The following is a 23,246-nucleotide window of genomic DNA, read 5'->3' on the forward strand; positions in this document are numbered from 1 at the left end:
TTGGGGCGAGCGCATGACCATCGACCAACGGCTTTCCGAGCTCGGGATCACTCTCCCCCAACCCGCGGCACCAGTAGCCGCCTACGTCCCCGCAGTGGAGCAGGGCGGTCTCCTCCACATTTCGGGCCAGATCAGCTTCGCCGAGGACGGCAGCCTGATCAAGGGCCGGCTCGGGGATGATGTCGACGTCGAGGGCGGCGTGGCCGCCGCGCGGCGCTGCGGGATCATGCTGCTGGCCCAGATGAAGGCGGCGCTCGGCTCGCTCGACCGGGTCGAGCGAGTCGTGAAGCTCGGCGTGTTCGTGAATAGCGCACCTTCCTTCGTCGACCAGCCCAAGGTCGCCAATGGCGCCTCCGAGCTGATGCAGGACGTGTTTGGCGAAGCCGGCCGTCATGCCCGAAGCGCGGTCGGTGTCGCCGTCCTTCCGCTCGGCGTCGCGGTCGAAGTGGATGCGATCGTCGCCGTCAGGGCCTGATCCTCTCGACCCCGGACCGTGCGGGTTCGCCCATCGCGGCCTGCATTCCGGATCGGCGGTTCCTGAAAATAGCCTCGCCGCCTTCGCTGCCGCGATCGATCTTGGCGCGGGGATCGAGTGTGACCTTCGGCTGACCGCCGACGACCAGTTGGTGGCGTTTCACGACGCCGACGCTCGGCGGCTGTGCGCGAGCGCGCTGCGAATCGGCGAATCGCGCTGGCAGGACCTCGCCGGCCTGCGCGTCGGCGGGCATCCGATCCCGACGCTCGGTAGCCTGTTGCAGCTCGCCATCGGTAAGATCCCGCTGCTTCTCGAAGCCAAGGTGGATGGCGACTGGCGGCGCTGGGTGCCGGCGCTCCAGCGCGAGCTTGCGGGCTATCGCGGACGCTTTGGCATAATGACCTTCGATCCGCGGCTGTGCCGGCTGATCCGGCGGCCGATGCCGGGCGTCCGCAGGGGGCTGCTGCTCAAGGACCGACAAAGCTCGTTCGAGCGCGTCGCTTACATGCGGATCGCCGCGCCGGACTTCCTCGGAGTCGAACGGCTGGCACTCGGCAAGAGGTGGGTCGCATCGGCGCGCCAGTCGATGCCGGTCTATGCCTGGACGATCCGCACGGCCGCCGAGCGGGCGCAAGCCGAGGTTCAGGCCGACGCGCTCATCTGGGAAGGCGATGGCCGACCGCGAAACTGAAATCATCGCCAAGATCACTTCCGGCGTAGCCGGCCTGAATGCGCGGGCGTGGGACCGGCTTGCCGTAGGCGACCCGTTCCTCAGCCATGCGTTCCTGTCGGCGCTCGAGGATTCGGGCAGCGTCGGGCCGGGCACCGGTTGGACGCCTGCCCCGATCCTTGTCGAAGACGATGCCGGCCATCTCGTGGCGGCGGCTCCCGCTTACCTGAAGACGCACAGCCAGGGCGAATATGTGTTCGACCACGGCTGGGCCGAGGCGTGGGCCCAGGCCGGCGGCGAATATTATCCCAAGCTGCAGGTGGCGGTGCCGTTCACGCCGGTGCCGGGTCCGCGGCTTCTCGGAAGCCGTCCGCAGCAGCTGCTGACGGCCATCGAAGCGGTGACGGTGCAGAACGTCATGTCGTCGGCGCACATCACCTTCATCGATCAAGGCGGGGTCGCCGAATGTGAACGGCGCGGATGGCTGATCCGTGACGGCATCCAATACCATTGGTTCAACCGCGATTATTCGAGCTTCGACGATTTCCTCGCCACTTTGACCAGCCGCAAGCGCAAGGCGCTTCGCAGGGAACGGGCCGCGGCGTGCGAAGGACTGACGTTCCGAAGCCTGCGCGGTTCCGAGATCGGCCCCGCGGAATGGGACGCGATGTGGGCGTTCTATCAAGACACCGGATCGCGCAAATGGGGCCAACCTTACCTCACGAGGGAATTCTTCGACCTCGTCGGAAGGCGGATGGGCAACGCGGCGCTGCTGTTCCTCGCCTATCGCGGCTCAACGCCGATCGCGGGGGCGCTCAACTTCGTTGGGCTGGACGCGCTTTACGGCCGCTACTGGGGCTGCAGCGAGGAAGTGCCGTTCCTCCATTTCGAGCTCTGCTATTACCAGGCGGTCGACTGGGCTTGCCGGCACGGTCTCGCCTGCGTCCAGGCCGGTGCTCAGGGCGAGCACAAGGTCGCGCGGGGCTATGAGCCCGTGATCACCAGGAGCGCGCATTTCATTCCCAATCGCGGCTTCAGGGATGCGGTCGCTGCCTTCCTCGAAGCGGAGCGTGAAGGCGTTTCAGCCGAGGTCGAGTGGCTCCGGCGCGATCTGCCTTACCGCTCGTCTACGTCGGAATAGACCCGCACCGTCCGGCCGCTCGCGTCGGCCATTCCGCGGTACATCGCCGGCGTGGTGAAGCCCCACGCGGCATCGCCGTCGGGCGCAACGGCGATCATACCGCCCTTGCCACCGAGTGTTTCGATGTCGGCGAGCACGGCATCGAGCGCGTCCTGCAGCGATTGCCCGCCGATGCGGATTCGTTCGGCCAGCTGGTGGGCGGCGACGGCGCGGATGAAAAACTCGCCCGATCCCGTGGCCGAGACGGCGGCCGACCGGTCGTCGGCATAGGTCCCGGCGCCGATGAGCGGCGAATCCCCGACACGGCCCCAGCGCTTCGCGGTCAGCCCGCCCGTCGAAGTCGCGACCGCGACATGGCCATCGACATCGACCGCGACCGCGCCGACGGTTCCGTACTTTACCTCATCGTCGAAGCCGCCCTCGCCGAGCAGCTCGTCGAGCTGACGTCGCCGCTCGGGCACTTCGAACCAGCTGTTCTCGACCTGCTCGAACCCGTGGTCGCGCGCGAAATCGTCGGCGCCGTGACCGCCGAGGAACACGTGCGGCCCTTGCTCGAGCAACCGGCGCGCGAGGCTGATCGGCGCGCGTGTCGTTCGCAGGCCCGACACCGCTCCCGCGGCACGTGTCCGCCCATCCATGATCGCCGCGTCGAGCTCGATGCAGCCGCTCGCGGTGAGCACGCTGCCGCGGCCGGCATTGAAGCAGGGGTCTTCCTCCAGCACACGCACCCCGGCCTCGACCGCGTCGATCGCGCTTTCGCGCCTTTCGAGAATTGCCGAGCCTGCCGCGAGAGCGGCCTCGAGCCCGGCGCGTGCACACCGCTCCTGCTCGGGATCGAGCTTGCCGGGGCGCATTGAGCCCGCGCCGCCGTGCACGACCAGCCGCCAACGTGTCTCGTCCATGGCGAAGGGCCTTAGCGGCGACCTCTTGCCCGCGCCAGTTGACGGTTACGATTGTTTATATTATTATGATATCAATTAAATAAGGAGGCAGAATTGGCCAACGACAAAATCATTGCGCTGACCGCGACCAGCGAACGGCGCGCATCCACCTACAGCGGCTATGTAATGCTGCTCCTGCTGCTGTTCGCGATCTTCGTCGACGCGTACGCAATTGCGACCTTGCCGAATGGCCCGGGCGGGACGTTGAATGTCCTGCTCCTCGTCCTTGCGACCGTGGCGTTCATCCTGGTGATGCCGGGCTTCTACATGCTCCAGCCCAACCAGGCGGCGGCGATCACCTTGTTCGGCTCCTACTCGGGCACCGACCGCAACACCGGCCTCCGCTGGACCTGGCCGTGGCTCACCAAGAAGAAGGTCTCGGTCCGCGCCAACAACTTCATTTCCGACAAGATCAAGGTCAACGACCTTCGCGGCAACCCGATCGAAATGGCGGCGCAGATTGTTTGGCGCGTAGTCGACACCGCCCAGGCTTTGTTCGACGTCGACGATTACCGGTCGTTCGTCAGCGTCCAGGTCGAGGCCGCGATCCGCACCATCGGCTCGCGCTATCCGTATGACGACTTCGAGCATCAGGAGGTGACGCTGCGCGGCAACCACGACCAGGTCGGCGCCGAGCTCCGCACCGAACTGCAGGCACGGCTCGCGGTTGCCGGCATCACCGTCGACGAATGCGGTTTCACCCACCTCGCGTACGCGCAGGAGATCGCCGGCGCGATGCTCCGCCGGCAGCAGGCCCAAGCGGTCGTCGCCGCGCGCAAGACCTTGGTCGAAGGCGCAGTCGGCATGGTCGAAATGGCGCTCACCATGCTGTCGGAGAAAAAGGTCGTCGAGCTCGACGACGAGCGCCGCGCTGCGATGGTGTCGAACCTGATGGTCGTCCTATGCGGCGAGCGTGATACGCAGCCCGTCGTCAATACCGGCACTTTGTATCAGTAGACGATGCCCGGCGGCCCCGAGCGCAAGGCGTTTCCATTACGCGCCGACCCCGCCCTGTGGGCGGCGGTCGAGCGCTGCGCGTCGGCCGAACTGAGAAGCGTGAACGCGCAGGTCGAATGCCTGCTGCGCGAGGCGCTCGGCGCGCGCGGGGTGAAGCTGAAGGCGCCGGTGACGCGCAAGCGCGGGCGCCCGCCCAAGGAGAGCAAGTCATGAGTGACGGCCCCGAATGGTTCGCGCCCAAGCGTTATGGCTATGGCTCGGGCAAACCGATCAGCTGGCAGGGCTGGGTGCTGACGCTTGGCTTCGTCGCGCTCGCGATTGGCCTCAGCGTGCGTTTCGCTCACCGGCCGCTTCAGCTGTTCGCGGTGTTGGCACCTTTCATTGTCGCCTTCACCGTGACCTGCGCACGAACCACCAGGGGCGGTTGGCGCTGGCGCTGGGGCGGCGAGGATTAGCCGACTGAAAGGTCACGCTGCTGGTTGACCAGCCGCCACTCGTCGAGATCGGCGAGCATGATCCGCGCCGCCTGCTCGGCGAGGTCGGCGGCGCGTGAGAGACTGACGTCCCGACGCAGCTCATGGTCGATCTGCCGCAGCGTCTCCGCCGTCGCCTTCGACCGCAGCGCGTCGCCGCCGAAGTCGGCTTGGAAGCGGATCCCGAACACCGCGGTGCCGAGCGCCGGGAAACCCGCGGAAACGAGGGTGAACCAATTGCCGTAACGGTGGACGAAATCGGACCCCAGACCGAGCCCGATGATGGTCGCGACGGTGACGAGGACGGTGGCCGCGAACAGCACCATGCCGATCTGCTCGAGGCGGTGATCGAGCGCTTCGATCTGCTCGGCGTTGCGAAGGTGGTAGCCGACCTGCGGCTCGACCTCATGCTCGGCGATCGCCTTGCCGAGCTGCGCCGCGCACGCGCGGTCGATCGTCCCCGATGGGCACGCCAGCGCGCGCCAGATGCCGCTCGCGTACCAGTCGATCCAGCGCTTGGGCACCGGGTTGGTCGCGGTGCCCGGGGGATCGGGCGCGGCGATGCCGAGTAGCTTGAGGCTGCGCATCGGCCGCAGCCGTTCGGCGAGCTGGCGATAGTCGAGCCAGCGCCGATGCCATTCCTGGCGCTTGCCGATGATCGCATTGAGCAGGATGGCGAGCGTGATCAGCACCTCCAGCGCCGCCTCCTCGAACTTGAGGTGCGGCGCCACGAAGGCGGCGAGCCCGAGGCAGACGGCGACGCCGCCGAGCAGGAAGTTGAAGATGTGGCCGCTGCGGTAGGTCTGGGCGAAGTGCGTCGCGAGCCCGTCCGCCCAACTATACGAATCCTCGAGCAAGTCGATCGAAGCCGAGATGTTGTGGGCCTCGGCGCAGCCGACGCGATAACGCCGCCATTCGTCACGCGTCTGCGCGTTGCCATGGCCGGCAGTGAGATCCCGCGCGCGGAAACGGCGAACGCCGGCCGCGCTCAGCAACAGGGGATATTCGATCCGCGCGCGAATGTGCCGCAGCCGCTCGCTCAGAAAGCGCTTGAGAAACCGATGCTCTTGCGGATTGGGCGGAGGCATCAGCAGGCCGCGCAGAAGCGCATCAACATCGGCCCGTTCCAGTGGCCGTGCGACCGCGGGGTCGTCGGCAATTGTGACGACCGTCGGGTCGAATGCGCTCCACAGAATCCGCGTGTCGCCGCCAGGGGCCAGCGGCACGTGGATGATGGCCGTGCCACGCGTGAGCGCGAATTGGACGACCTCGCCGGTGCCGCCGCGGCCGCGCGGCGGAAGCCCGTCCCAGACGGCGATCAGCATGTCGCAATGTGCAACCGTTGCCCGCCCGGTCATCACATAGGCGTCGAGGCCGTGGCGTGGATCGCCGGGCAGTTCGAGTAGGCCCGCCGCGCGCTCGAGCAACTTGTCGAAGCGCTCCCGCGCGCCGCCGTTCGCCAGGCTCGCGCGATACGCCGACCTGTCGAAGGGCGTGATGACCTGCAGCTCCCAGCCGAGCTCGAGCGCGACCTCGGCGGCGATCTGGTCGGCGCCGTCGGCGATCGGCGAGACGAACCGAAGCCGGCAGTCTCCGGGAGCGAAGCAGTCGCGCTCCTTGGCGAGCAGGTCCGCCCCCGCAGTGGCTACGAGCGTCAGCACCTCGGCGATCCTCGTCCGCAGCATGTCCGCCCCGTCGTCGCCGAGGACATCGGCGCGATGGCCGGTAACACCGACGCTGAGCACGAACGGGACTGGCGGCGGACCACCAAGCGAACGCTCAGATCCGTCGGCCTGCGCGCTCAATTGCCGATCTACGGATTCCTTGTTCAATCGTTGCTCAGGGTTTCGGCTAGAAAATTGATCGACGGCTTAGCACATCGGCTCAACGCCGCCGCCGCCGTTGTCGATAATCGGATCATATGGAGGGAGCCCGTTGCCGGCAGGATCAACGAAATTGAGCTGGTACCGCAAAGTGCGCTTCCTGCCATAATTCCAGTTGGTCACGACGAGCGTGCCGCCGGTGCAGCTGTCTGGCTTCAGCTGCTTCGATCCCTTTCGCGTCGGCGATGGATCGTTCTCGTTTTCTTTGACATAGACCGGGTTGGAGACGTCAAACCGCACCTGCAAGTTTGTATTGTCCTGCAACGTGAAGGTGATTCTGTAGCCCAGTCCAGCGGGGCATTTCACGCGTCCCTGGTCGTCATATTGAGAGTCGATGATGTCTTGGGACCAGTCGATGCCACCCGAACCGTCTGGATCGGCGATGACCACAATATCAAAGCTGACGAGCTGGGGAACGGCCGACGTCCATTTTATCTTGTGATGCTTCGCCATTTTGTATCCTTCCGCCGGGTTATTTCAGGTCACCGGGCTCCGATAACCAATTGCCGCGAGCCGTTTCGTGAGAGCGCTTGAGTCGCGGCCAAGTCGATTGAGGAGAACCGCACGCTGCTTGGTATCCTGGGGACGCTCGGTCGCGCCCGGGGGAAGCACGGACAAGCCGGTGCTCCACGCCGCGGCACCGCCGCCGGCATTCCCGTTGACGTTTAGCGCGTCGCCGAGGGCTAGATAGGCGCCGGCAAGCGCGTAACGATCGCTAATCGGGTCGCTTGTTTTCACCGATTTCCCTGCGCTGACGGCCTGCTGCGCGGCAAAAGAGGCCTGGTCGCCGCGGTTATTTGCGAGAGCGAGGCGCGCGCGCGCGATCCAACAATCGCGCAACCCGCCACGCCATTCGGGCCGATGCGGATCCTTGGCCAAAAGGCGGCCGACGATGCCGCAGGCAGTCGTCGTTTGCACCTCGGCCTCCGACTTGTCCGCAGCGACGAGTAGGTAACGGGCGAGATCAAGCCGCGCTTTGAATCCGCTGGTTAGCCATAAGGTGTTGTCCGGCTCGACTGAACTCAACAAGTCGGCGTGGGTGACCGCCGTCCGGATGTGTCCGAGGGCCGGTTCGAGCTGACCTCGCGCTCCGTAAAGGTTGCCTAGCGCACGCTCGGCGATGACCAGCTTCTGTCGATAGATCACGTCACCGGTTCTCGATAGTCCGGCGTCGAGCATTGCCACGTGCCGTTCCCGAAGCTCGGTTGCGCTGTCTAGCTGACCTTCAGCAGCGCGGGCATCGGCAAGCCAGGCGATCGCCTCCACAAGGGATTTCCGATAGTCGGCATTGCCGGGGTCGGCCGTTGCGAGCGCCTCAATTGTCTGAAGCGCCTGCCCAAACTGCGCTGCGGATTCAGCGAAGCGGCGTTGGGTCCAGTAGACGATTCCGAGATCGGCGTCGGCATATTGGACTTCCATTCGATACTTCATGTTGTCGGGCTGAAGCGCGACCATTTGGCGGGCAAGTTGCTGATACTCCCGCATCAAGGCTTCGGCGGTTCGTAAATCACCGTCGTTTTGAGCGATCTCGCCGACGTAGAACACGTTCTGCGCATGGTCGAATATGGCTTGGGCATTTGCCGGGTCTCGCCTCATTGCTTCCGCGGTACCGGCCATCGCCTGTCGATAGAGGCTGAGCGCAGTCCGCGTATTTCCCCGGGCATTGGCGACCTCTGCCGTCAAGCTCAGCGCCTGTGAGCGCTGGCTGAGCGCCGCGTCCGTCAGCTGTGAAGCATCCTGCTTGCTGTAATAAGCCAGCACTCGCGCGCCGACCCCGTCGAGCGCATCGAGCTTTCCGATCGGCTCGAGCTTGTCCTTTAGATCCCCGAGCATGAAAGCGACCAGGCCCTCCGCCTCGCGCCGCTGCTCGCGCGCCTCGTTGCGGGCCTGGAAGGCGGCGACGGCGAGCGTGCTGGTTACCGCCATCCCGGCAAGCGAGGCCGCGGCCAGCCACGCCATGTGCCGGTGCCGTCGCGTCTGCTCGCGCCGGACCAGCTCGTCGAGGCCGACCCCGAGCATGCCTGCAACGAGCTTGAGGAAGGCCATCCGCTTCCCCTCGCCCACCTCACGAAAATCAGCCGCGAGCGGCTCCGCGCGCTTGCTCGTCTGGTGTCCGCGGCGGTCATATTTGTAGCGCAGCGCAGGCGGAAAGCATTCCTCGCTTTCGTGGCCGGGCACGTCGCTCGCGAACGGCTCGCCGGCAGCGACCGCGGCGAGCACGCAGCCCTCCGGCCGGGTCCGCTTGAAGCTCTCGATCTCGGCATTGGTCCAGCGCGATTTAGCCGCCGTCGGCGAGCACAGCACGACCAGGAATTGCGACGCCGCAAGCGCCGCCTTGATCTCTTCGGCAAGGTCGCCGCCTGCCGACAAATCCTGTTCGTCGCGGAAAATCGGGGTCAGCCGCCGCGGCACGACCCCGTTGGCGGTGAGCTTGCCGGCGAGCGCGCTCGGCACTCGGAACCGCTCGAGCTCCCGATGGAGCCAGTCGGCAAGCTCCTTGTCCTTGTGGCTGTAGCTGAGGAACGCATAGTATCGCGTGCGCAGCCGCGGCACGCGCCGAGGACCGCTTTCGGCCTCCCGCGAGGGTTCGAACCCCGGCAATTGGGCAAGCTTGGCCATCGGCCGCCCCCAGCATTCCCGTTAACCCTGTTAACACAATGCGATAAGAGTCGCGACCAATCTGTCGCTTGGCTTGGCCCTGCGCGGCCGACCGCCTATATGCTTGGGCCATGTCCATCCGTCCCTGGCGCGATATCGAGCGGCGCACGTCGCGGCAGATCATGGTCGGCTCCGTCCCCGTCGGCGGAGACGCGCCGATCAGCGTCCAGACGATGACCAACACGCCGACCGAGGACGCCAAGGCGACGATCGCCCAGATCCGCCGCTGCGAGGAAGCGGGCGCCGACATCGTCCGCGTGTCATGTCCGACCGCCGATGCGACCGCCGCATTGAAGGAAATTGTGCGGGCGGCGAGCGTGCCGATCGTCGCCGACATCCACTTCCACTACAAGCGGGCGCTCGAGGCGGCCGACGCGGGCGCCGCGTGCCTGCGCATCAACCCGGGCAACATCGGCTCCGAGCAGCGGGTGCGCGAAGTCATCGCGGCTGCGAAGGCCAACGGCTGTGCGATCCGCATCGGCGTCAATGCCGGGAGCCTCGAGAAGGACCTGCTCGAGAAATACGGGGAGCCGTGCCCCGAGGCTCTAGTCGAAAGCGCGCTCGACCATATCCGCATCCTCGAGGACCATGGCTTTCGCGACTACAAGGTCGCGGTGAAGGCGAGCGATGTGTTCCTCGCCGTCGCCGCTTACCAGCAGCTCGCCGATCAGGTCGACTGTCCGCTGCACCTCGGCGTGACCGAGGCCGGCGGCTTGATCGGCGGGACGGTCAAGTCGGCGCTCGGCATTGGTTCTCTGCTGTGGGCGGGGATCGGCGACACGATTCGCGTCTCGCTCTCGGCCGAGCCCGAAGAAGAGGTCCGCGTCGGCTACGAAATCCTGAAAGCGCTCGGCATCCGCAACCGCGGCGTTCGCGTCGTCTCCTGCCCGAGTTGCGCGCGCCAGGGCTTCGACGTCATCCGCACCGTCGAGGCGCTCGAGGAGCGGCTCCAGCACATCAAGACGCCGATGTCGCTGTCGGTGCTTGGCTGCGTGGTGAACGGCCCTGGCGAAGCGCGCGAGACCGACATCGGGATCACTGGCGGCGGCAACGGCACGCACATGGTCTATCTGTCGGGCCTCACCGACCATCATGTCCAGGACGCCGACATGATCGACCATATCGTCACGCTGGTCGAAGCGAAGGCCGCCGAGATCGAAGCGGCCGAGGCGCAACCGACGCTCGACGCGGCCGAGTAAGCTTAGCCTTCCTTAACCAGTTGCGGCGCATCACTGCGCCATGGTCAAGCTGGCGCTTATCCTGATCATGGGCACTGCGTTCGCGCAGGGGCTCGCTTCGGCCAACAGCCAACCGCCGCTGCTCATCCAGGACACCACCGCCACACCTCTCGACGGCGCGCGCTAAGCCGCTAATTGCGGCGCTGTGAACCGCGTCGCGCAGCATCCGGTCCGGGGTTTCCTCGCCGCGCTCGGCGCGGTCGCGGTGCTGTCGATCATGGACGCGGTGATGAAGCACCTCGTCCTGGTCATCGGCATCGTCGCGGTCAGCATCTGGCGTTCGTCCGCCAATCTCTCGCTCAGCGCCGTCCTCTATTTGCCCGCGCGCAAGTCGTGGCCGAGCGCGGCGACGCTGCGGGTCCACATCGCGCGCGGGGTCATCGTCACCGTGATGGCCGCGCTGTTCTTCTGGGGGATCGGCCGGGTCCCGCTGGCGCAGGCCATTGCGCTGACCTTCATCGCGCCGCTCATCGCCATGCTGCTGGCCGCCCTGTTCCTCGACGAGCGCATCGGGGTGAGCTCGATCGCCGGGGCGTTGCTCGCGTTCGCGGGCGTGGTCGTGATCGTGCTGGGGCAGGCGCGCGCCCATGTCCGCACCGACATATTGCTCGGGATCGCCGCGATCCTCGCGTCTGCGCTCTGCTACGCGGTCAATATCGTGCTGATGCGCCGCCAGGCGCTCGCGGCCAGGCCGCTGGAGATCAACTTCTTCCAGTGCCTGACCGTCATGATGCTGTGGCTGATCGCCATTCCGCTGGTCGGGCTGCCCGCGTGGCCGGCCGGCGAGTGGCTGTGGATCATCGTCGCCGCCTTGCTTTCGACCTCGGGCACCCTGCTGTTCGCCTGGGGCTATGCGCGCGGGCCCGCGAGCTATCTGGCGGTGACCGAATATAGCGGGTTCCTGTGGGCCGCGCTCATGGGCTGGCTGGTGTTTCACGAACGGGTGTCGTCGTACACGCTTGCGGGTGCGGTCCTGATCGTCGGCGGGTGCTTCATCGCAGCGAGGGGCAGACGGCCGGAGCCGCCCGAGATCGAGGTCGCCGCTTAACCTGCGCTGGAGGCGAGCAGGTTGATGCTGAAGGCGAGGACTCCGATGTTGAAACCGAATGCGGCGAGGCAGTGGAACGTCACGACCTTGCGGATTCGTTCCGTGCTTATCTGCACATCGCTGGTGGCGAAGGCCATTCCGCACGTGAAGGAGAAATAGACGAAGTCCCAATAGACGGGCTGGGGCGTCCCCGGGAAATCGAAACCGTCGCAGTCGGGGCTCGAGCTCATGTAGGCCAGATGCGCATAATGCAGCGCATAGACCAGGTTGCTGAACAGCCACGCGAGGATCAGAGTCAGCACGATCAACAGCTTTGTCGTCGGTTCCGGATTACGGCCGACCACTTCAGCCGTGATCGCGACCAGCAGCACCGTGACCACCGTGCCCGTTAGGACCAACAGTCCGACGCGGTTGGCGTCGTTTTCCGCCGCATGCCGACGGATTTCGGCTTCTTCGCGCGTGCTGAGCAGCGAGACGCAGGAAATCAGGAAGACGAGCGCGGCGATATTGAAGCCGGCCATCATCCCGAGCCACCAATTGTGGATCAGCAAGGCCGCGGCGGGGGTCGCGACGAGCAGGATGACCATGAACAGCAGGAAGCGCGGCGGTGCGATCTTGTTGCCGATGGTGTCCGGCTTCTTCATGAGGCGAAAGCGTAACGAAACGTCGGGCGCCGTCCAGTGAAAGGTTGAGGGGCTGACATGCCGTGGCTGTGGCTGATCGTTGGAGGATTGTTCGAGGTTGGCTTCACCACCTCGCTGCGCTTCGTCGACGGCTTCAGGAACCTGCCGTGGACGCTTGCCTTCCTCGCTTCCGTCGCGGTCAGCATGGCGCTGTTGGAAGTCGCGTCGCGGTCGATTCCGATGGGGACGGCCTATGCCGTATGGGGCGGCATCGGCGCGGTCGGCACCGTCGCAGTCGGCATCCTCTGGTTCCACGAGCCGTCAGGCACGGTGCGCGTACTTCTGATCCTCGCCATCGTCGCGGCGATCGCCGCGCTTCGTGCGACGGCCTAGCGCTGCGGCACGAGCAGCGGCGCGATCTCCGGGCTTTCCTCAATCGAGCGATAGAATTTGGGCGTCGGGAACGGGCCCCGCGCCTGCTCATAGGCGTAGCCGAGGCTGAGCAGCAGGCCTTCCGACCATTTCGGGCCGATGAAGCTCAAGCCCACCGGCAGGCCCTTGACCAGCCCCATCGGCACGGTGAGGTGCGGATAGCCGGCGACCGCCGCCAGCGAGCCGGCACCGCCGCCGGCAATTTGGTCACCGTTCGCGGCGTCGATCTTCCACGCCGGCGGCATGGTCGGTCCAACCAGCGCGATGACCTTGTTGTCCTTGAGCAATTTGTCGATGCCCTTGGGTCCGGCTGCCTGGAACGCGGCCGCCTTCGCCTTCTTGTAGGCGGGGTCGGCGAGGCCCTTGGTCTTCTCGGCCTGTTCGAACAGTTCCTGCCCGAACAGCGACATCTCCTGGCGCTGGCGGGCATTGTCGAAGGCGATCACGTCCTTGAGGCTGCGCACGCCGATCGGCGCCGGACTGCCCTTCAGATATTTGCCCATATCGGCCTTTAGCTCGGTGAGCAGGATCGGCAGCTCGTTCTTGCCGATGGCGCTGCGGTCGAACTTCTTGATGTCGACCAGGATGGCGCCCTTCTCGCGCAGCACCGCAAGCGCGGTGTCGAATGCGGTGTCGGTGCCGAAGCCGGTGGCGAAGCGCATGACGCCGATCCGCTTGCCCTTGAGCGCATTGGCATCGAGCGCCGCCGCATAATCGCGCTTGTGCTTGTCGGCGTCGCGCGTCGCCGGGTCAGCCGGGTCGCTCCCGGCGATGACGCTCAGCAGCTCGGCGGCCTCGCGCACGGTCGGAGTCATCGGCCCCGGCGTATCCTGCGTATGGCTGATCGGAACGACATGTGTCCGGCTGACCAGCCCGACGGTGGGCTTCAAGCCGACAATGCCGTTGATCGATGACGGGCAAGTCACCGAGCCGTTGGTTTCGGTGCCGATCGCAAACCGCACGAAGCCCGCGGCTACCGCCGCGCCCGATCCGCTCGACGAGCCGCAGGAGTCGCGGTCGAGCGCCCACGGATTGTGGACCACGCCGCCGACGGCGCTCCAGCCCGAGATCGAATTGTTCGAGCGGATGTTCGCCCATTCGGAAAGGTTGGTCTTGCCGAGGATGATCGCCCCCGCCGCGCGCAGCCGAGCGACCAACGGTGCATCGCGGTTGGTGACATTGTTGGCGAGCGCGAGGCTGCCCGCCGTGGTCGGAAGCGATCCTGCGCTCTCGATATTGTCCTTGATCAGCACCGGCTCGCCGGCAAGCGGCCCGCGCAGGCTGCTCGCGTCGACCCGCCGTGCCTGGTCGATCGCGGTCGGATCGACGGCGATCACCGAATGGAGCTGCGGGTCGACGTGCGCGATCCGTTCGAGCGCCCCGCGCACATTGGCTTCGGCCGGGCGCGGTTGCGCAACTGCCGCCGACGCTCCGGCCACGGCCATCGCGGTCGCGATCAACAAGTGACGCATGACAGTCCCCCTCCTGTGTGGTTCAGCGCGGCGCGAGCAATGCGTCGAGCGTGCCCTGTCCGGTGCCGACCCTCTCCAGCCGCGGATAGCGCAAGCCTCCGTGCCAATCGAGCTTCACGGTCCGATAGACATCGCCGTCGTGGACCAGCAGCTCGGGCGAGGGTCCGTTGCCGGCGGCATCCTTGATCGCCTGCTTGATCGAGTCCATGTCGAACTTGCGTCCGTTCACCGCGACGATCTCCGAGCCGACCGTCAGCCCGGCATTGAACGCCGGGCTGTCCCACAACACACTCGAGATCTTGCCGTCGTTGCCCACGACAAGCCCGCCTGAATAAGTGAGGTCCCTGTTCTTGCCGTTCATCTCGGCGCTCTTGATCCACCCGGTCGGCTGGTCGGTGAATGCCAGCCGGTAGCCGCCTTTCATGATCCCCTCGAGCGGCGGCTGCGCGGCGATGTCATAGACTTTGCGCTGCAGATACGTTCGCCAGTCATAGGGCTGCACCTTGTTCAAGGTCGCGACGACATCGTCGAACGTGAAAGTGAGCTCGCCCCAGTCGCGGTCGCGGACGCCGAAGAATGCCCGCGCAAAATCGTCGATCGAGCGCTTGCCGCCCGACTGCTGGCGGATGATCCGGTCGACGTCGATCCAGATCAGCTGGCCTTCGCTGTAATAATCCTCGCTGCGCTGCCAGCTCCGCCATGGCTGCGCTGCCCGTTGCGCAATGGTCGGGTCGTTCGTGGTATCCACCAGCGGCCGCCAGCTGCGCCCCGGCGTTCCATAACCGTAGGTCGCGGCGGTGGAGGCAATCGCATCGAGCGTCTCCTGCTTCGACAACATGCCCGAGCGGGCGCCGAGCACATAGCCCCAGAACTGCGTCTGGCCTTCGTACACCCACAGTCCCGAACCCTGCATCGGGGTCCGGTAGTCGGGAGTCCACAAGTCGGCGGGGCGGCGGAACTTGCCGTCCCAGCTGTGGGTATATTCGTGCGGCAGCAGGTTGCGGTCCCGAAGCTTGTTTTCCCAGTCGGTAAAATAGCCGCGCTTCACGCCGTCTTCTGAGCTGCGGTGGTGCTCGAGGCCCGAGCCGCCAAGATAGTCGGAGATGGTCAGAAGAAAGTCGTAATGGTCGTAGTGCTGCGCGCCGAACGCCTTGATCGCCTGGTCGACCAGCCGCTTGTGCGCGGCGATCTGTTCGGGCTTGGCGGCGAGCTCCTGCTCATTGTCGGCGATCACGTCCATCGCGACGTCGGGCGACAGGTTGATGCGCCGATAGTGAGCGCCGGCGATCAGCGGCGAATCCATCAGGATTTCGTAGCTCGTCGCCGGATAGTCGGTGCGGTTGCCGGTCTGCCCGCTCGGACGAAGCGCGGTCCCGATCTTCCAGCCCGTCGGCACGATCACCGACGCCTGGATCGGAATGCCGCGCACGAAATAGCCGGCCGGGTAGAGTGAATTGGCAACCCACTGGATGCTCGCCATGTCGGGCGTCGCCACCACTCGGCCCTGGTTCTCGGCGGTCGGCGAGACATATTGGAAGTCGACATCGATCGCCGTCACGCCCGGCGGCACGGCGACATGGAACGCATAAACGTCGAGCGTGTCGCGCACCCAGTTGAGCTCGCGTCCGTTGGCGGATGCGCGAAAGCCCGCGACCTTGTTGATCTGCCCCGACGGCGAATGGTGGCCGGGCAGCCATTGGGGATAGAGCAGGACAAAATCGCCCGGGGAGGGCACGGGGACTCGCTCATGAACTCTGAAGATTCCGCGGGTCACGTCGGTCGCGTCGACGGTCAGCTGGAGCGTGCCTGGATAGGGAGTGTCCTTGGGCGCCGGGATCGTGTCGACCTTCGCCGTCGGTTCCGGCCGGCTGTTGAGCGGCGGCGCCAATTGAGCGGCGGCGGTGCCGGCCAGCGATGTCGACAACATCAATCCAAGCGCGACTTTGCGCATCAACCAAACTCCTGAAATGCAGGCCGGAAGCGCAGCTTTACCGCGAACCGCCGAGCCTTCTAGTGCCTTTCGTCGGCGATAGGCGGCACTTTGTCGAAGGTCATTTCGTTGTCAGCGCTCGTTCACCCTCGCCCACTAGCGAAAGATAATATGACTAGCCGTATTCTGTTGCTGACCAGCGCCGCCATTCTTATTCCGGCCACGCCTTCGTTGGCGCAGCAGCCGGCACAGGCTCCCGCGGGTCAGCCGCAGGCCCTGCCGAGCGCCCCCACTCAGCAATCGAGCTCGCCGACCGCCCAGGAACCACCTGCGGCCCAGCCCACGGACGATCTCGGAGGCGAGGAGGACATCGTCATCACCGGTCAGCGCGCGCGCGGATCGGTGGTCGGCGACATCCCGCCCGAGAATACGCTCGATGCGCGCGACGTCCGCGCGACCGGCGCCACGAGCATCACCGAGCTGCTCGACGCCCTGGCGCCGCAGATCGGCAGCTCTCGGGGCCGGGGCGGCGAAGCGCCGGTGCTGCTGCTCAACGGCCAACGCATCTCGAGCTTCCGCGAGATTCGCGACATCCCGACCGAGGCGATCCAGCGGGTCGAGATCCTGCCCGAAGAAGTCGCGCTCAAATATGGCTATCGCGCCGATCAGAAGGTCGTGAACATCGTCCTTCGCCAGCGTTTCCGCTCGACCACCGCGCAGGTCGCAGCCGGCATTGCGACCGACGGCGGCTATGCGACCGGCAATGCCGACGTCACCCGCTTTCTCGTCCAGCGCAACGGCCGAACCACGCTCAACCTCCACGCGTCGGGCAACAGCATGCTGACCGAAGCCGAACGCAACATCCGACTCGACCCGACACAGACGATCGGCACGACCGATCAGGATCTTGCCGCGCGGTCGCTGGTCGGCAGCAACCGCGACCTGCGCGGATCGGCGACTTTCAACCGGACCGTCTTCGGCAACGTATCCGGCACCCTCAACACCGAGCTGGAGCATAGCGAAGGGCGCTCGCTGATCGGACTCAATCCGAGCCTGCTCGAGCCGCTCGCGCGCACCACCGCCGCCGATAGCGCCCACGCCGGCGTCGCCCTCAACGGCACGACCAAGTCGCAGTGGCGCTGGACGGTGACGGGCAACGCCGATCTCGACGGTAATGTCACCCGCAGCGACCGCGACAATCCTGTATTTCCGACCGAGCGCGCGCACTCGACCACCGCCTCCGGAGACCTCAAGGCGACAGCCAACGGCAAATTGTTCAAGCTGCCGGGCGGCGACGCGACCACCACCCTGACGCTCGGCGGCAGCACGGTGCACCTCGACAGCACCCGCAGCCGGCTTGGCGTCAGCTCGTCCAATTCGCTCTCGCGCACAATGGGCGAGGCAGCGGTCAACCTCGACCTGCCGGTTTCGCGCCGCAACCGCGATTTCAGCGCGCTCGGCAATCTCACGCTCAACGCCAATGCCGAGGTCGATCAACTTTCCGACTTCGGCACGCTGACGACGATCGGCGCCGGGGCGAACTTTTCGCCCCTCGACCGTCTGAACTTCATCGCCAGCTGGACCCGTGAGGAGGGTCCGCCGACAATCGACCAGCTCGGCGACCCCGTGCTCGATACTCCGGGCTCGCGCATCTTCGACTTCACCACTGGGCAGACCGTGCTCATTGATGCCATCACCGGCGGCAACCCGAACCTGCAGTCCGACCTGCGCCATGTGGTGAAGCTCAGCACCAACTGGCAGCCGCTCGCGAAGACCGACCTTCGCCTCCGCGCCGACTTCGTCCACCAGACGACCGACCGGCCGATCTCGAACATCAGCGTCACGGAGGCGATCGAGGAGGCCTTCCCCGGACGCTTCGTGCGCGGCACCTGCACGCCGCAGCCGAACTGCATCGGGCCGCTGCTCAGCGTCGACCTGCGCCCGGTCAATTTCGACAGCGCGCGGCGCGACGCGCTTCGCGTCGGCTTCGACTTCTCCAAGCCGCTCAAGTCGCGGCGGCCGTCGCAATCGGTACTCGACCAGATGCGCGCGCAGTTCGGTTTCGGCGGACGAGGTGCCCCTGGTGCCGGCCAAAGCGGCGCGCCCGCCGCGGGCGGCTCCGCGCCGGCAGGGCCTCCTCCCGAAGGCGCGGGTGGCGCAAGTTCCGGTGGCTCTGGCGGCGGTGGCCGAGGCTTCGGCGGTCGTGGAGGAGGAGGCGGCGGAGGCGGCGGTTTCTTCGGCGGCGGCGGAGGCAACGGCAGTCGCGGCCGGCTGCAATTCTCGCTGACCGACACAATCACCTTCGTCGACAAGGTGCGGATCACCCCCGGCGGGCCGGAGCTCGACTATCTGCACGGAGACGCCGCCGGAGCGACTGGCGGTACCCCGCGCCACAATGTCCAGGCGCAGGCCGGCTGGTCGAACAACGGCCTCGGCGCGCGCATCGGCGCCAATTGGCGCAGCGGGACGACGGTCACGACCGACACCGGCGACAATCTGCATTTCTCGCCGCTCGGGACGCTCGACTTGCGATTGTTCGCCAACCCGGGCGACATCCCGGAGGTTGCGGTCAAGCATCCGTGGCTGCGCGGGACTCAGGTCCGGCTCGAGGTCAACAACCTGTTCAACAGCCGGCCGAATGTTCGCGATGCGACGGGCACCGTCCCGCTCAACTATCAGGCCGACCTGCTCGATCCGCTCGGACGGACAATCATGATCAGCTTCAGGAAGCTGTTCCTGCCCTCGCCCGCGACCTTCCGCCGGCTGTTCCAGCAAGACCGGCAGCAGACCTCGCCGACGCGCTGATTCCGCTGCCAGCGAAATTGTGCTTAAGCACGGCGCAATGACGCCGGTTCAGCCCGTTCGGGGCACGCAAAGCCTGTTGCACGAAGACGCCGACCGCCTCGCCGCGGTGGTCGCGGCGTTCGATCGGGTGCGACGCCTCTACGGCTTCCGCCGGGTCGAAGTGCCGACCATCGAGCACACCGCCGTGTTCGCGCGAACCATCGGCGAAACCACCGATGTCGTCTCCAAGGAAATGTATTCGTTCGAGGACCGCGGCGGGGAGTCGATCACGCTTCGGCCCGAGTTCACCGCCGGCATCTGCCGCGCCTACCTGAGCGAAGGCTGGCAGCAGTTTGCGCCGCTGAAGCTCGCGGCCTCCGGCTCGGCGTTCCGCTACGAGCGGCCGCAGAAGGGCCGCTTCCGCGAATTCCACCAGCTCGATGCCGAGATCATTGGCGCCGGGGAAGCGCAGGCCGATGTCGAGCTCCTCGCCTTCGCCGATCAGCTGCTGAAGGAGCTCGGGATCAGCGGCACGATCCTCAAGCTCAACACGCTCGGCGATCCCGAGACCCGCGCCGCGTGGCGCGACGCGCTGTTCGAGCATTTCCGCGCACATGCCGGCGCGCTGAGCGAAGACAGCCAGGCGCGGCTCGAACGCAATCCGCTCCGCATTCTCGACAGCAAGGCGCACCAGGATTGGCCGGTGGTCGACAGCGCGCCCGTCATCGATGACTTCCTGACGCCCGAAGCGGCGGATTTCTTCGGCAAGGTCACGGTTGGGCTCGACGCCGCGGGAATCGCTTGGGAGCGCGCGCCGCGGCTGGTTCGCGGTCTCGATTATTACCGCCACACTGCGTTCGAGTTCGTCACCGACCGCTTGGGCGCGCAGGGCACGGTGATCGCCGGCGGCCGCTACGACGGGCTGATCGAGGCGCTCGGCGGACCGCACACGCCGGCGGTCGGCTGGGCCGCCGGAATCGAGCGCCTGGCGATGATGATCGACCCGCCCCAGGCGGAAAAGCCAATGGCCGTGATCGTCCCGCTTGGCGATCGAGCCGAGGCCGTCGGTCAGCGGCTGCTTGCGGCGCTTCGGCGCGACGGAATCGCCGCCGACATGGCGTACCGCGGCAACATGAAGAAGCGCCTCGGCCGGGCGAACGACGCTGGCGCCGCTTTCGCCTTGATCATTGGCGAGGTCGAACTCGACAGCGGCGAAGTGCAGGTCAAGAACCTCGCGACTGGCGACCAGCGAAGCGTATCGTTCGATGGAATCGCGGAGGCGCTGCGCTCGTGACCCAGATCTCGTCGGAGCGGATCGCGTCGATCGAGGCGCGTAAGCAGGAATTGCAGCAGGCGATGTCGCGCGGCGATCTGTCGACCGACGAGTTTGTGCGGCTGTCCAAGGATTATGCCGCGGTCGAGCCCGTCGCTTTGGCCGCGCGCGAGGTGCGGCGGCTGCGCGCCGAGCTTGAAGTGCTTGGCGGCATGATCGCCGACCCGACAGCCGAGCCCGAGCTCAAGGAGATGGCAGTCGCCGAAGCCGACGAGATTCGTCACAAACTGCCGGCGGCCGAGCGCGCGCTGGCGCTGAAGCTGCTCCCGCGCGACGCGGCTGACGACCGCGCGGCGATGCTCGAGGTCCGCGCCGGCACCGGCGGCGACGAGGCGGCGCTGTTCGCCGGTGACCTTTTGCGCATGTACCACCGTTTCGCCGAGGCGCAGGGCTGGCGCTTCGAGCTCATCTCCGCCAGCGCGTCGGAAGTCGGCGGGTACAAGGAAGCGATCGCGTCGATCAACGGTCGCGGCGTGTTCGCCAAGCTCAAGTTCGAAAGCGGTGTCCACCGTGTCCAGCGGGTTCCGGTGACCGACAGCGGCGGCCGCATTCATACGTCGGCCGCGACCGTCGCCGTTCTGCCCGAAGCTGAGGATGTCGACGTCCACATCGACGACAAGGATTTGCGGATCGACGTCTATCGCTCGTCGGGCCCAGGCGGCCAGTCGGTCAACACCACCGACAGCGCGGTCCGGATCACCCACCTGCCGAGCGGGCTGGTCGTGATCCAGCAGGACGAGAAATCGCAACACAAGAACAAGGCCAAAGCGCTCAAGGTGCTGCGGACCCGGCTGTTCGAGCTGGAGCGCGAGCGCCTCGCGAGCGAACGCGCCGGCGCGCGCAAGTCGATGGTTGGATCGGGCGACCGCTCGGAGCGCATCCGAACCTACAATTTTCCGCAGGGACGGATCACCGACCACCGCATCAACTTGACCAGGCATAACCTCACCGAGGTTCTCGAGGGCCCGGGGCTGGAGGAGCTCATCGACGCGCTCGTCGCCGAGGACGAAGCCGAGCGGCTGGCGGGTCTGGACGAGGCGTGAAGATCATTGCCCGCGCGCTCGACGATGCCGCGCGCCAGCTTTCCGCCACCAGCGACACGTCGCGGCTCGATGCCGAGCTGCTCATGGCCGAAGCGCTGCACATCGACCGCGACAAGCTCATTCTTTCGCCGCCCGACAAGAAGGTGCCGAAGCGCTTTTGGCAGATGGTCAAGCGACGCGGCAAAGGCGAGCCGGTCGCGTACATTACCGGCCGACGCGCGTTCTGGAACATCGATCTCCACGTCGGACCCGGCGTGCTGGTCCCGCGACCCGATTCCGAAGTGCTGATCGCGTCGGCGATCGAGCATTTCGATGGGGCGGCTCCCGACCGGATCCTCGATCTCGGGACCGGCCCTGGAACGCTGCTCCTCGCCGCGCTCGACGTGTGGCCGGATGCGACCGGGGTTGGCATCGACGTCTCGCGCCAGGCCCTGTCCTACGCGTCGGCCAATGCGCGGCGCCTCGGCTTCGAGCGGCGGCTGAAGCTCAAGCTTGGCAATTGGGCGCAAGGAATTAGCGATGGCTTCGACCTGATCCTTTGCAACCCGCCCTACGTCGCTGATGGAGCCGAGCTCGGCCCAGGGGTCCGTGAGTTCGAGCCCGATGAAGCGCTGTTCGCCGGAGAAACCGGCCTCGACGCGTATCGCGCGCTGGCTCCCGAGCTGCCGGCGCTGCTCAAGGCGGGCGGCCTCGCGGCCGTCGAGATCGGCCAGGATCAGGCCGGCTCCGTGACCGCCCTGCTAGCCCGGGACGGCCTCGAGGCCCGCGTCGCCGACGACTTCGCCGGTCGCCCGCGGGCGGTCCTGTTAACCTGGGTTTGAACGAAATCGCTTGGCATCCGGCCCAGGCCACACTACATCAAGGTTCTGGGCCGGGCCCGCTCCAGATCAACTGCAGAGCGCTCCTGTCCCAACCCCCGACGCAATCGGCCGTTCTTCAGGCGCTTTATCGCGCGAGATCGGAACGAGAGGGTCAGAGGCGGCGCGCTTGCGCAGCCCTGCCCGGCCGAGACGAAGGGGCAAGCCACAGCGTAAGGACGTAGGCATTTGATCAACAATCGTCAGGGCGGCCGCAGGCGCGGCCGCGGTGGGCAGCGGGAACGGGGCCAAAATCTCGGCGGCGGTCAGCCGGGCAACCGGCAAGACAATCGCCAGCGCGGCAATGCCGCTCAGCTGCTCGAGAAATACAAGAGCATGGCGCGCGATTCACAACTATCGGGCGACCGTGTCCAAACCGAATATTATCTTCAGTTCGCCGAGCACTATTTCCGCGTGCTGGGCGAAAGCCGTGCCCGTTTCGAGGACCAGAATCCGCGTCGCTCGCGTGACGATGAAATGGACGAGGACGATGAAAGCGGCGCGTCGGATAACGAGCCTGGTTTTCATCGCGGCGAGGAAGAGCTGGCCGAGGCCGGCGACGAAGCTTCGCCCGACGAGCGTTCCGAGCGTTCGGAACGCCCCGATCGCCCCTACCGCAATGAGCGGTTCGACCGCCCCGACCGTCAGGCGCGTGACGAGCGCCCCGCCGACGATGAAGATCGCCGTCCGCGCCGGCCGCGTACGAACGGGGGCGATGACAGCCTTCCGCTCGACGTGCTTCCGCCGGCGATCGGCCGCGAGCCGCCAGCCGAAGAGGCCGAGGCTCCGGAGGAGCAGCCGCGCCGGCCGCGCCGCCGCGCCGCCCGTCCTGCCCGGCCGGCCGACGGCGACGACGACATCGCGCCGGCCGCCTAGCCCTCGATTTCCACCTGCCTTGGCCGGTGGTTCGCATCGAGCGCCACGAACGTGAAAACACCCTCGGTGACCTTAACCTCGGTCGCGCCGAGGTCGCGCTGCGCAACCACTTCGATCCTGACCGCCATCGACGTGCGGCCGACACGCTCCACCGCCGCATAGACCGAGATCAGATCACGCAGATGGATCGGGGCAAGGAATTTCATCGCCTCGATCGCAACCGTCGCGACCGGCCCCTTGGCGCGGCGCGAGGCGACAATGCCCGCGGCGATGTCCATCTGGCTCAGCACCCAGCCGCCGAAGATGTGTCCGTTGGCGTTGATGTCCGCCGGCCCCGGCATCACCCTGAGGATCGGTGCGCGCTCGAGATCGGTCATTCATTTTCCTCTTCGTGCGAGCCGCCGGCGGCGTC

General features: G+C 66.4%; 24 protein-coding genes (1 of these 24 cut by a window edge). 15 read left to right on the forward strand and 9 right to left on the reverse strand.

What is annotated here, in order from left to right:
- Positions 1 to 13 precede the first annotated feature (13 nt).
- From ACJ8FR_RS07865 to ACJ8FR_RS07875, 3 genes are read left to right on the forward strand one after another with little or no spacing between them, the layout of a single operon-like run.
- Positions 14 to 475, forward strand: coding sequence for a RidA family protein (locus ACJ8FR_RS07865; RefSeq protein WP_407828077.1), 462 nt, complete (start codon positions 14 to 16; stop codon positions 473 to 475).
- Positions 450 to 1,166 (forward strand): glycerophosphodiester phosphodiesterase family protein, encoded by a 717-nt coding sequence (locus ACJ8FR_RS07870; protein WP_407828078.1) that lies wholly within the window; start codon positions 450 to 452, stop codon positions 1,164 to 1,166. Before ACJ8FR_RS07865 ends, ACJ8FR_RS07870 begins: the two co-directional genes overlap by 26 nt.
- On the forward strand, positions 1,147 to 2,286 hold the full coding sequence (locus tag ACJ8FR_RS07875) for a GNAT family N-acetyltransferase (protein ID WP_407828079.1): 1,140 nt from the start codon (positions 1,147 to 1,149) through the stop codon (positions 2,284 to 2,286). Before ACJ8FR_RS07870 ends, ACJ8FR_RS07875 begins: the two co-directional genes overlap by 20 nt.
- On the opposite strand, the gene ACJ8FR_RS07880 is transcribed toward ACJ8FR_RS07875, so the two are convergent.
- On the reverse strand, positions 2,262 to 3,188 hold the full coding sequence (locus ACJ8FR_RS07880) for an isoaspartyl peptidase/L-asparaginase family protein (protein ID WP_407828080.1): 927 nt from the start codon (positions 3,186 to 3,188) through the stop codon (positions 2,262 to 2,264). The genes ACJ8FR_RS07875 and ACJ8FR_RS07880 overlap by 25 nt on opposite strands.
- Before the next feature lie 93 nt (positions 3,189 to 3,281).
- Here ACJ8FR_RS07880 and ACJ8FR_RS07885 point away from each other — a divergent pair, with 93 nt between their 5' ends.
- From ACJ8FR_RS07885 to ACJ8FR_RS07895, 3 genes are read left to right on the forward strand one after another with little or no spacing between them, the layout of a single operon-like run.
- On the forward strand, positions 3,282 to 4,184 hold the full coding sequence (locus tag ACJ8FR_RS07885; protein ID WP_407828081.1) for an SPFH domain-containing protein: 903 nt from the start codon (positions 3,282 to 3,284) through the stop codon (positions 4,182 to 4,184).
- Between the two features lie 3 nt (positions 4,185 to 4,187).
- Positions 4,188 to 4,397, forward strand: coding sequence for a toxin-antitoxin system HicB family antitoxin (locus ACJ8FR_RS07890; RefSeq protein ID WP_407828082.1), 210 nt, complete (start codon positions 4,188 to 4,190; stop codon positions 4,395 to 4,397).
- On the forward strand, positions 4,394 to 4,639 hold the full coding sequence (locus ACJ8FR_RS07895; protein WP_407828083.1) for a hypothetical protein: 246 nt from the start codon (positions 4,394 to 4,396) through the stop codon (positions 4,637 to 4,639). Before ACJ8FR_RS07890 ends, ACJ8FR_RS07895 begins: the two co-directional genes overlap by 4 nt.
- Here ACJ8FR_RS07895 and ACJ8FR_RS07900 read toward each other — a convergent pair.
- From ACJ8FR_RS07900 to ACJ8FR_RS07910, 3 genes are all read right to left on the reverse strand, one after another.
- Entirely contained in the window at positions 4,636 to 6,462 is a 1,827-nt protein-coding gene (locus ACJ8FR_RS07900; protein WP_407828084.1) for a hypothetical protein, read from the reverse strand. The two genes, ACJ8FR_RS07895 and ACJ8FR_RS07900, sit on opposite strands and share 4 nt — an antisense overlap.
- 66 nt (positions 6,463 to 6,528) lie before the next feature.
- A complete protein-coding gene (locus tag ACJ8FR_RS07905; RefSeq protein ID WP_407828085.1) occupies positions 6,529 to 6,993 on the reverse strand; it encodes a hypothetical protein in 465 nt (154 codons plus the stop codon).
- 24 nt (positions 6,994 to 7,017) lie between these two features.
- Complete coding sequence (locus ACJ8FR_RS07910; RefSeq protein WP_407828086.1) at positions 7,018 to 9,159, reverse strand: TIR domain-containing protein; 2,142 nt, start codon at positions 9,157 to 9,159, stop codon at positions 7,018 to 7,020.
- A gap of 110 nt (positions 9,160 to 9,269) precedes the next feature.
- On the opposite strand from ACJ8FR_RS07910, the gene ispG reads away from it, so the two are divergent.
- From ispG to ACJ8FR_RS07925, 3 genes are read left to right on the forward strand one after another with little or no spacing between them, the layout of a single operon-like run.
- Positions 9,270 to 10,397: a flavodoxin-dependent (E)-4-hydroxy-3-methylbut-2-enyl-diphosphate synthase gene (ispG, locus tag ACJ8FR_RS07915; RefSeq protein ID WP_407828087.1), complete on the forward strand. Its 1,128-nt coding sequence runs from the start codon at positions 9,270 to 9,272 to the stop codon at positions 10,395 to 10,397.
- A 40-nt stretch (positions 10,398 to 10,437) separates the two neighbouring features.
- Positions 10,438 to 10,563, forward strand: a complete 126-nt coding sequence (locus ACJ8FR_RS07920) for a hypothetical protein (protein WP_407828088.1) — start codon at positions 10,438 to 10,440, stop codon at positions 10,561 to 10,563.
- 18 nt (positions 10,564 to 10,581) lie between these two features.
- The gene (locus tag ACJ8FR_RS07925) at positions 10,582 to 11,484 is read left to right on the forward strand and encodes a DMT family transporter (RefSeq protein ID WP_407828089.1); all 903 of its coding nucleotides are present in this window, start codon (positions 10,582 to 10,584) and stop codon (positions 11,482 to 11,484) included.
- Here ACJ8FR_RS07925 and ACJ8FR_RS07930 read toward each other — a convergent pair.
- Entirely contained in the window at positions 11,481 to 12,128 is a 648-nt protein-coding gene (locus ACJ8FR_RS07930; RefSeq protein WP_407828090.1) for a DUF1345 domain-containing protein, read from the reverse strand. The genes ACJ8FR_RS07925 and ACJ8FR_RS07930 overlap by 4 nt on opposite strands.
- Before the next feature lie 57 nt (positions 12,129 to 12,185).
- On the opposite strand from ACJ8FR_RS07930, the gene ACJ8FR_RS07935 reads away from it, so the two are divergent.
- Complete coding sequence (locus ACJ8FR_RS07935; RefSeq protein WP_407828091.1) at positions 12,186 to 12,500, forward strand: DMT family transporter; 315 nt, start codon at positions 12,186 to 12,188, stop codon at positions 12,498 to 12,500.
- Here ACJ8FR_RS07935 and ACJ8FR_RS07940 read toward each other — a convergent pair.
- Positions 12,497 to 14,011: an amidase gene (locus tag ACJ8FR_RS07940; protein WP_407828092.1), complete on the reverse strand. Its 1,515-nt coding sequence runs from the start codon at positions 14,009 to 14,011 to the stop codon at positions 12,497 to 12,499. The two genes, ACJ8FR_RS07935 and ACJ8FR_RS07940, sit on opposite strands and share 4 nt — an antisense overlap.
- Positions 14,012 to 14,033: 22 nt before the next feature.
- Complete coding sequence (locus ACJ8FR_RS07945) at positions 14,034 to 15,962, reverse strand: M61 family metallopeptidase (protein ID WP_407828093.1); 1,929 nt, start codon at positions 15,960 to 15,962, stop codon at positions 14,034 to 14,036.
- A 150-nt stretch (positions 15,963 to 16,112) separates the two neighbouring features.
- On the opposite strand from ACJ8FR_RS07945, the gene ACJ8FR_RS07950 reads away from it, so the two are divergent.
- The 5 genes from ACJ8FR_RS07950 to ACJ8FR_RS07970 all read left to right on the forward strand — a co-directional run bounded on the left by ACJ8FR_RS07950 (position 16,113) and on the right by ACJ8FR_RS07970 (position 22,834).
- Entirely contained in the window at positions 16,113 to 18,746 is a 2,634-nt protein-coding gene (locus ACJ8FR_RS07950; protein WP_407828094.1) for a TonB-dependent receptor, read from the forward strand.
- A 37-nt stretch (positions 18,747 to 18,783) separates the two neighbouring features.
- Positions 18,784 to 20,019, forward strand: coding sequence for a histidine--tRNA ligase (gene hisS, locus ACJ8FR_RS07955; protein ID WP_407828095.1), 1,236 nt, complete (start codon positions 18,784 to 18,786; stop codon positions 20,017 to 20,019).
- Positions 20,016 to 21,101: a peptide chain release factor 1 gene (gene prfA, locus ACJ8FR_RS07960; RefSeq protein WP_407828096.1), complete on the forward strand. Its 1,086-nt coding sequence runs from the start codon at positions 20,016 to 20,018 to the stop codon at positions 21,099 to 21,101. Before hisS ends, prfA begins: the two co-directional genes overlap by 4 nt.
- The gene (gene prmC / locus ACJ8FR_RS07965) at positions 21,098 to 21,922 is read left to right on the forward strand and encodes a peptide chain release factor N(5)-glutamine methyltransferase (RefSeq protein WP_407828097.1); all 825 of its coding nucleotides are present in this window, start codon (positions 21,098 to 21,100) and stop codon (positions 21,920 to 21,922) included. The genes prfA and prmC overlap by 4 nt, the downstream gene beginning before the upstream one ends.
- Positions 21,923 to 22,147: 225 nt before the next feature.
- The gene (locus ACJ8FR_RS07970) at positions 22,148 to 22,834 is read left to right on the forward strand and encodes a DUF4167 domain-containing protein (RefSeq protein ID WP_407828098.1); all 687 of its coding nucleotides are present in this window, start codon (positions 22,148 to 22,150) and stop codon (positions 22,832 to 22,834) included.
- Here ACJ8FR_RS07970 and ACJ8FR_RS07975 read toward each other — a convergent pair.
- Positions 22,831 to 23,211, reverse strand: a complete 381-nt coding sequence (locus ACJ8FR_RS07975; RefSeq protein WP_407828099.1) for an acyl-CoA thioesterase — start codon at positions 23,209 to 23,211, stop codon at positions 22,831 to 22,833. The two genes, ACJ8FR_RS07970 and ACJ8FR_RS07975, sit on opposite strands and share 4 nt — an antisense overlap.
- Positions 23,208 to 23,246: the 3' portion of a hypothetical protein gene (locus tag ACJ8FR_RS07980; protein ID WP_407828100.1), read on the reverse strand. The gene runs 258 nt beyond the window's last position; only the last 39 of its 297 coding nucleotides appear in the window; its start codon lies off the right edge, out of view; the stop codon is at positions 23,208 to 23,210. Before ACJ8FR_RS07980 ends, ACJ8FR_RS07975 begins: the two co-directional genes overlap by 4 nt.

This window comes from Sphingomonas sp., assembly GCF_045810705.1.
Classification (GTDB): domain Bacteria; phylum Pseudomonadota; class Alphaproteobacteria; order Sphingomonadales; family Sphingomonadaceae; genus Sphingomicrobium.

Coding starts and splice junctions, on each gene's coding strand:
- ACJ8FR_RS07865 (WP_407828077.1), top strand. CDS start 14: ATGACCATCGACCAACGGCTTTCCGAGCTCGGGATCACTCTCCCCCAA.
- ACJ8FR_RS07870 (WP_407828078.1), top strand. CDS start 450: ATGCGATCGTCGCCGTCAGGGCCTGATCCTCTCGACCCCGGACCGTGC.
- ACJ8FR_RS07875 (WP_407828079.1), top strand. CDS start 1,147: ATGGCCGACCGCGAAACTGAAATCATCGCCAAGATCACTTCCGGCGTA.
- ACJ8FR_RS07880 (WP_407828080.1), bottom strand. CDS start 3,188: ATGGACGAGACACGTTGGCGGCTGGTCGTGCACGGCGGCGCGGGCTCA.
- ACJ8FR_RS07890 (WP_407828082.1), top strand. CDS start 4,188: ATGCCCGGCGGCCCCGAGCGCAAGGCGTTTCCATTACGCGCCGACCCC.
- ACJ8FR_RS07895 (WP_407828083.1), top strand. CDS start 4,394: ATGAGTGACGGCCCCGAATGGTTCGCGCCCAAGCGTTATGGCTATGGC.
- ACJ8FR_RS07905 (WP_407828085.1), bottom strand. CDS start 6,993: ATGGCGAAGCATCACAAGATAAAATGGACGTCGGCCGTTCCCCAGCTC.
- ACJ8FR_RS07910 (WP_407828086.1), bottom strand. CDS start 9,159: ATGGCCAAGCTTGCCCAATTGCCGGGGTTCGAACCCTCGCGGGAGGCC.
- ispG (WP_407828087.1), top strand. CDS start 9,270: ATGTCCATCCGTCCCTGGCGCGATATCGAGCGGCGCACGTCGCGGCAG.
- ACJ8FR_RS07920 (WP_407828088.1), top strand. CDS start 10,438: ATGGTCAAGCTGGCGCTTATCCTGATCATGGGCACTGCGTTCGCGCAG.
- ACJ8FR_RS07930 (WP_407828090.1), bottom strand. CDS start 12,128: ATGAAGAAGCCGGACACCATCGGCAACAAGATCGCACCGCCGCGCTTC.
- ACJ8FR_RS07935 (WP_407828091.1), top strand. CDS start 12,186: ATGCCGTGGCTGTGGCTGATCGTTGGAGGATTGTTCGAGGTTGGCTTC.
- ACJ8FR_RS07940 (WP_407828092.1), bottom strand. CDS start 14,011: ATGCGTCACTTGTTGATCGCGACCGCGATGGCCGTGGCCGGAGCGTCG.
- ACJ8FR_RS07945 (WP_407828093.1), bottom strand. CDS start 15,962: ATGCGCAAAGTCGCGCTTGGATTGATGTTGTCGACATCGCTGGCCGGC.
- ACJ8FR_RS07950 (WP_407828094.1), top strand. CDS start 16,113: ATGACTAGCCGTATTCTGTTGCTGACCAGCGCCGCCATTCTTATTCCG.
- hisS (WP_407828095.1), top strand. CDS start 18,784: ATGACGCCGGTTCAGCCCGTTCGGGGCACGCAAAGCCTGTTGCACGAA.
- ACJ8FR_RS07975 (WP_407828099.1), bottom strand. CDS start 23,211: ATGACCGATCTCGAGCGCGCACCGATCCTCAGGGTGATGCCGGGGCCG.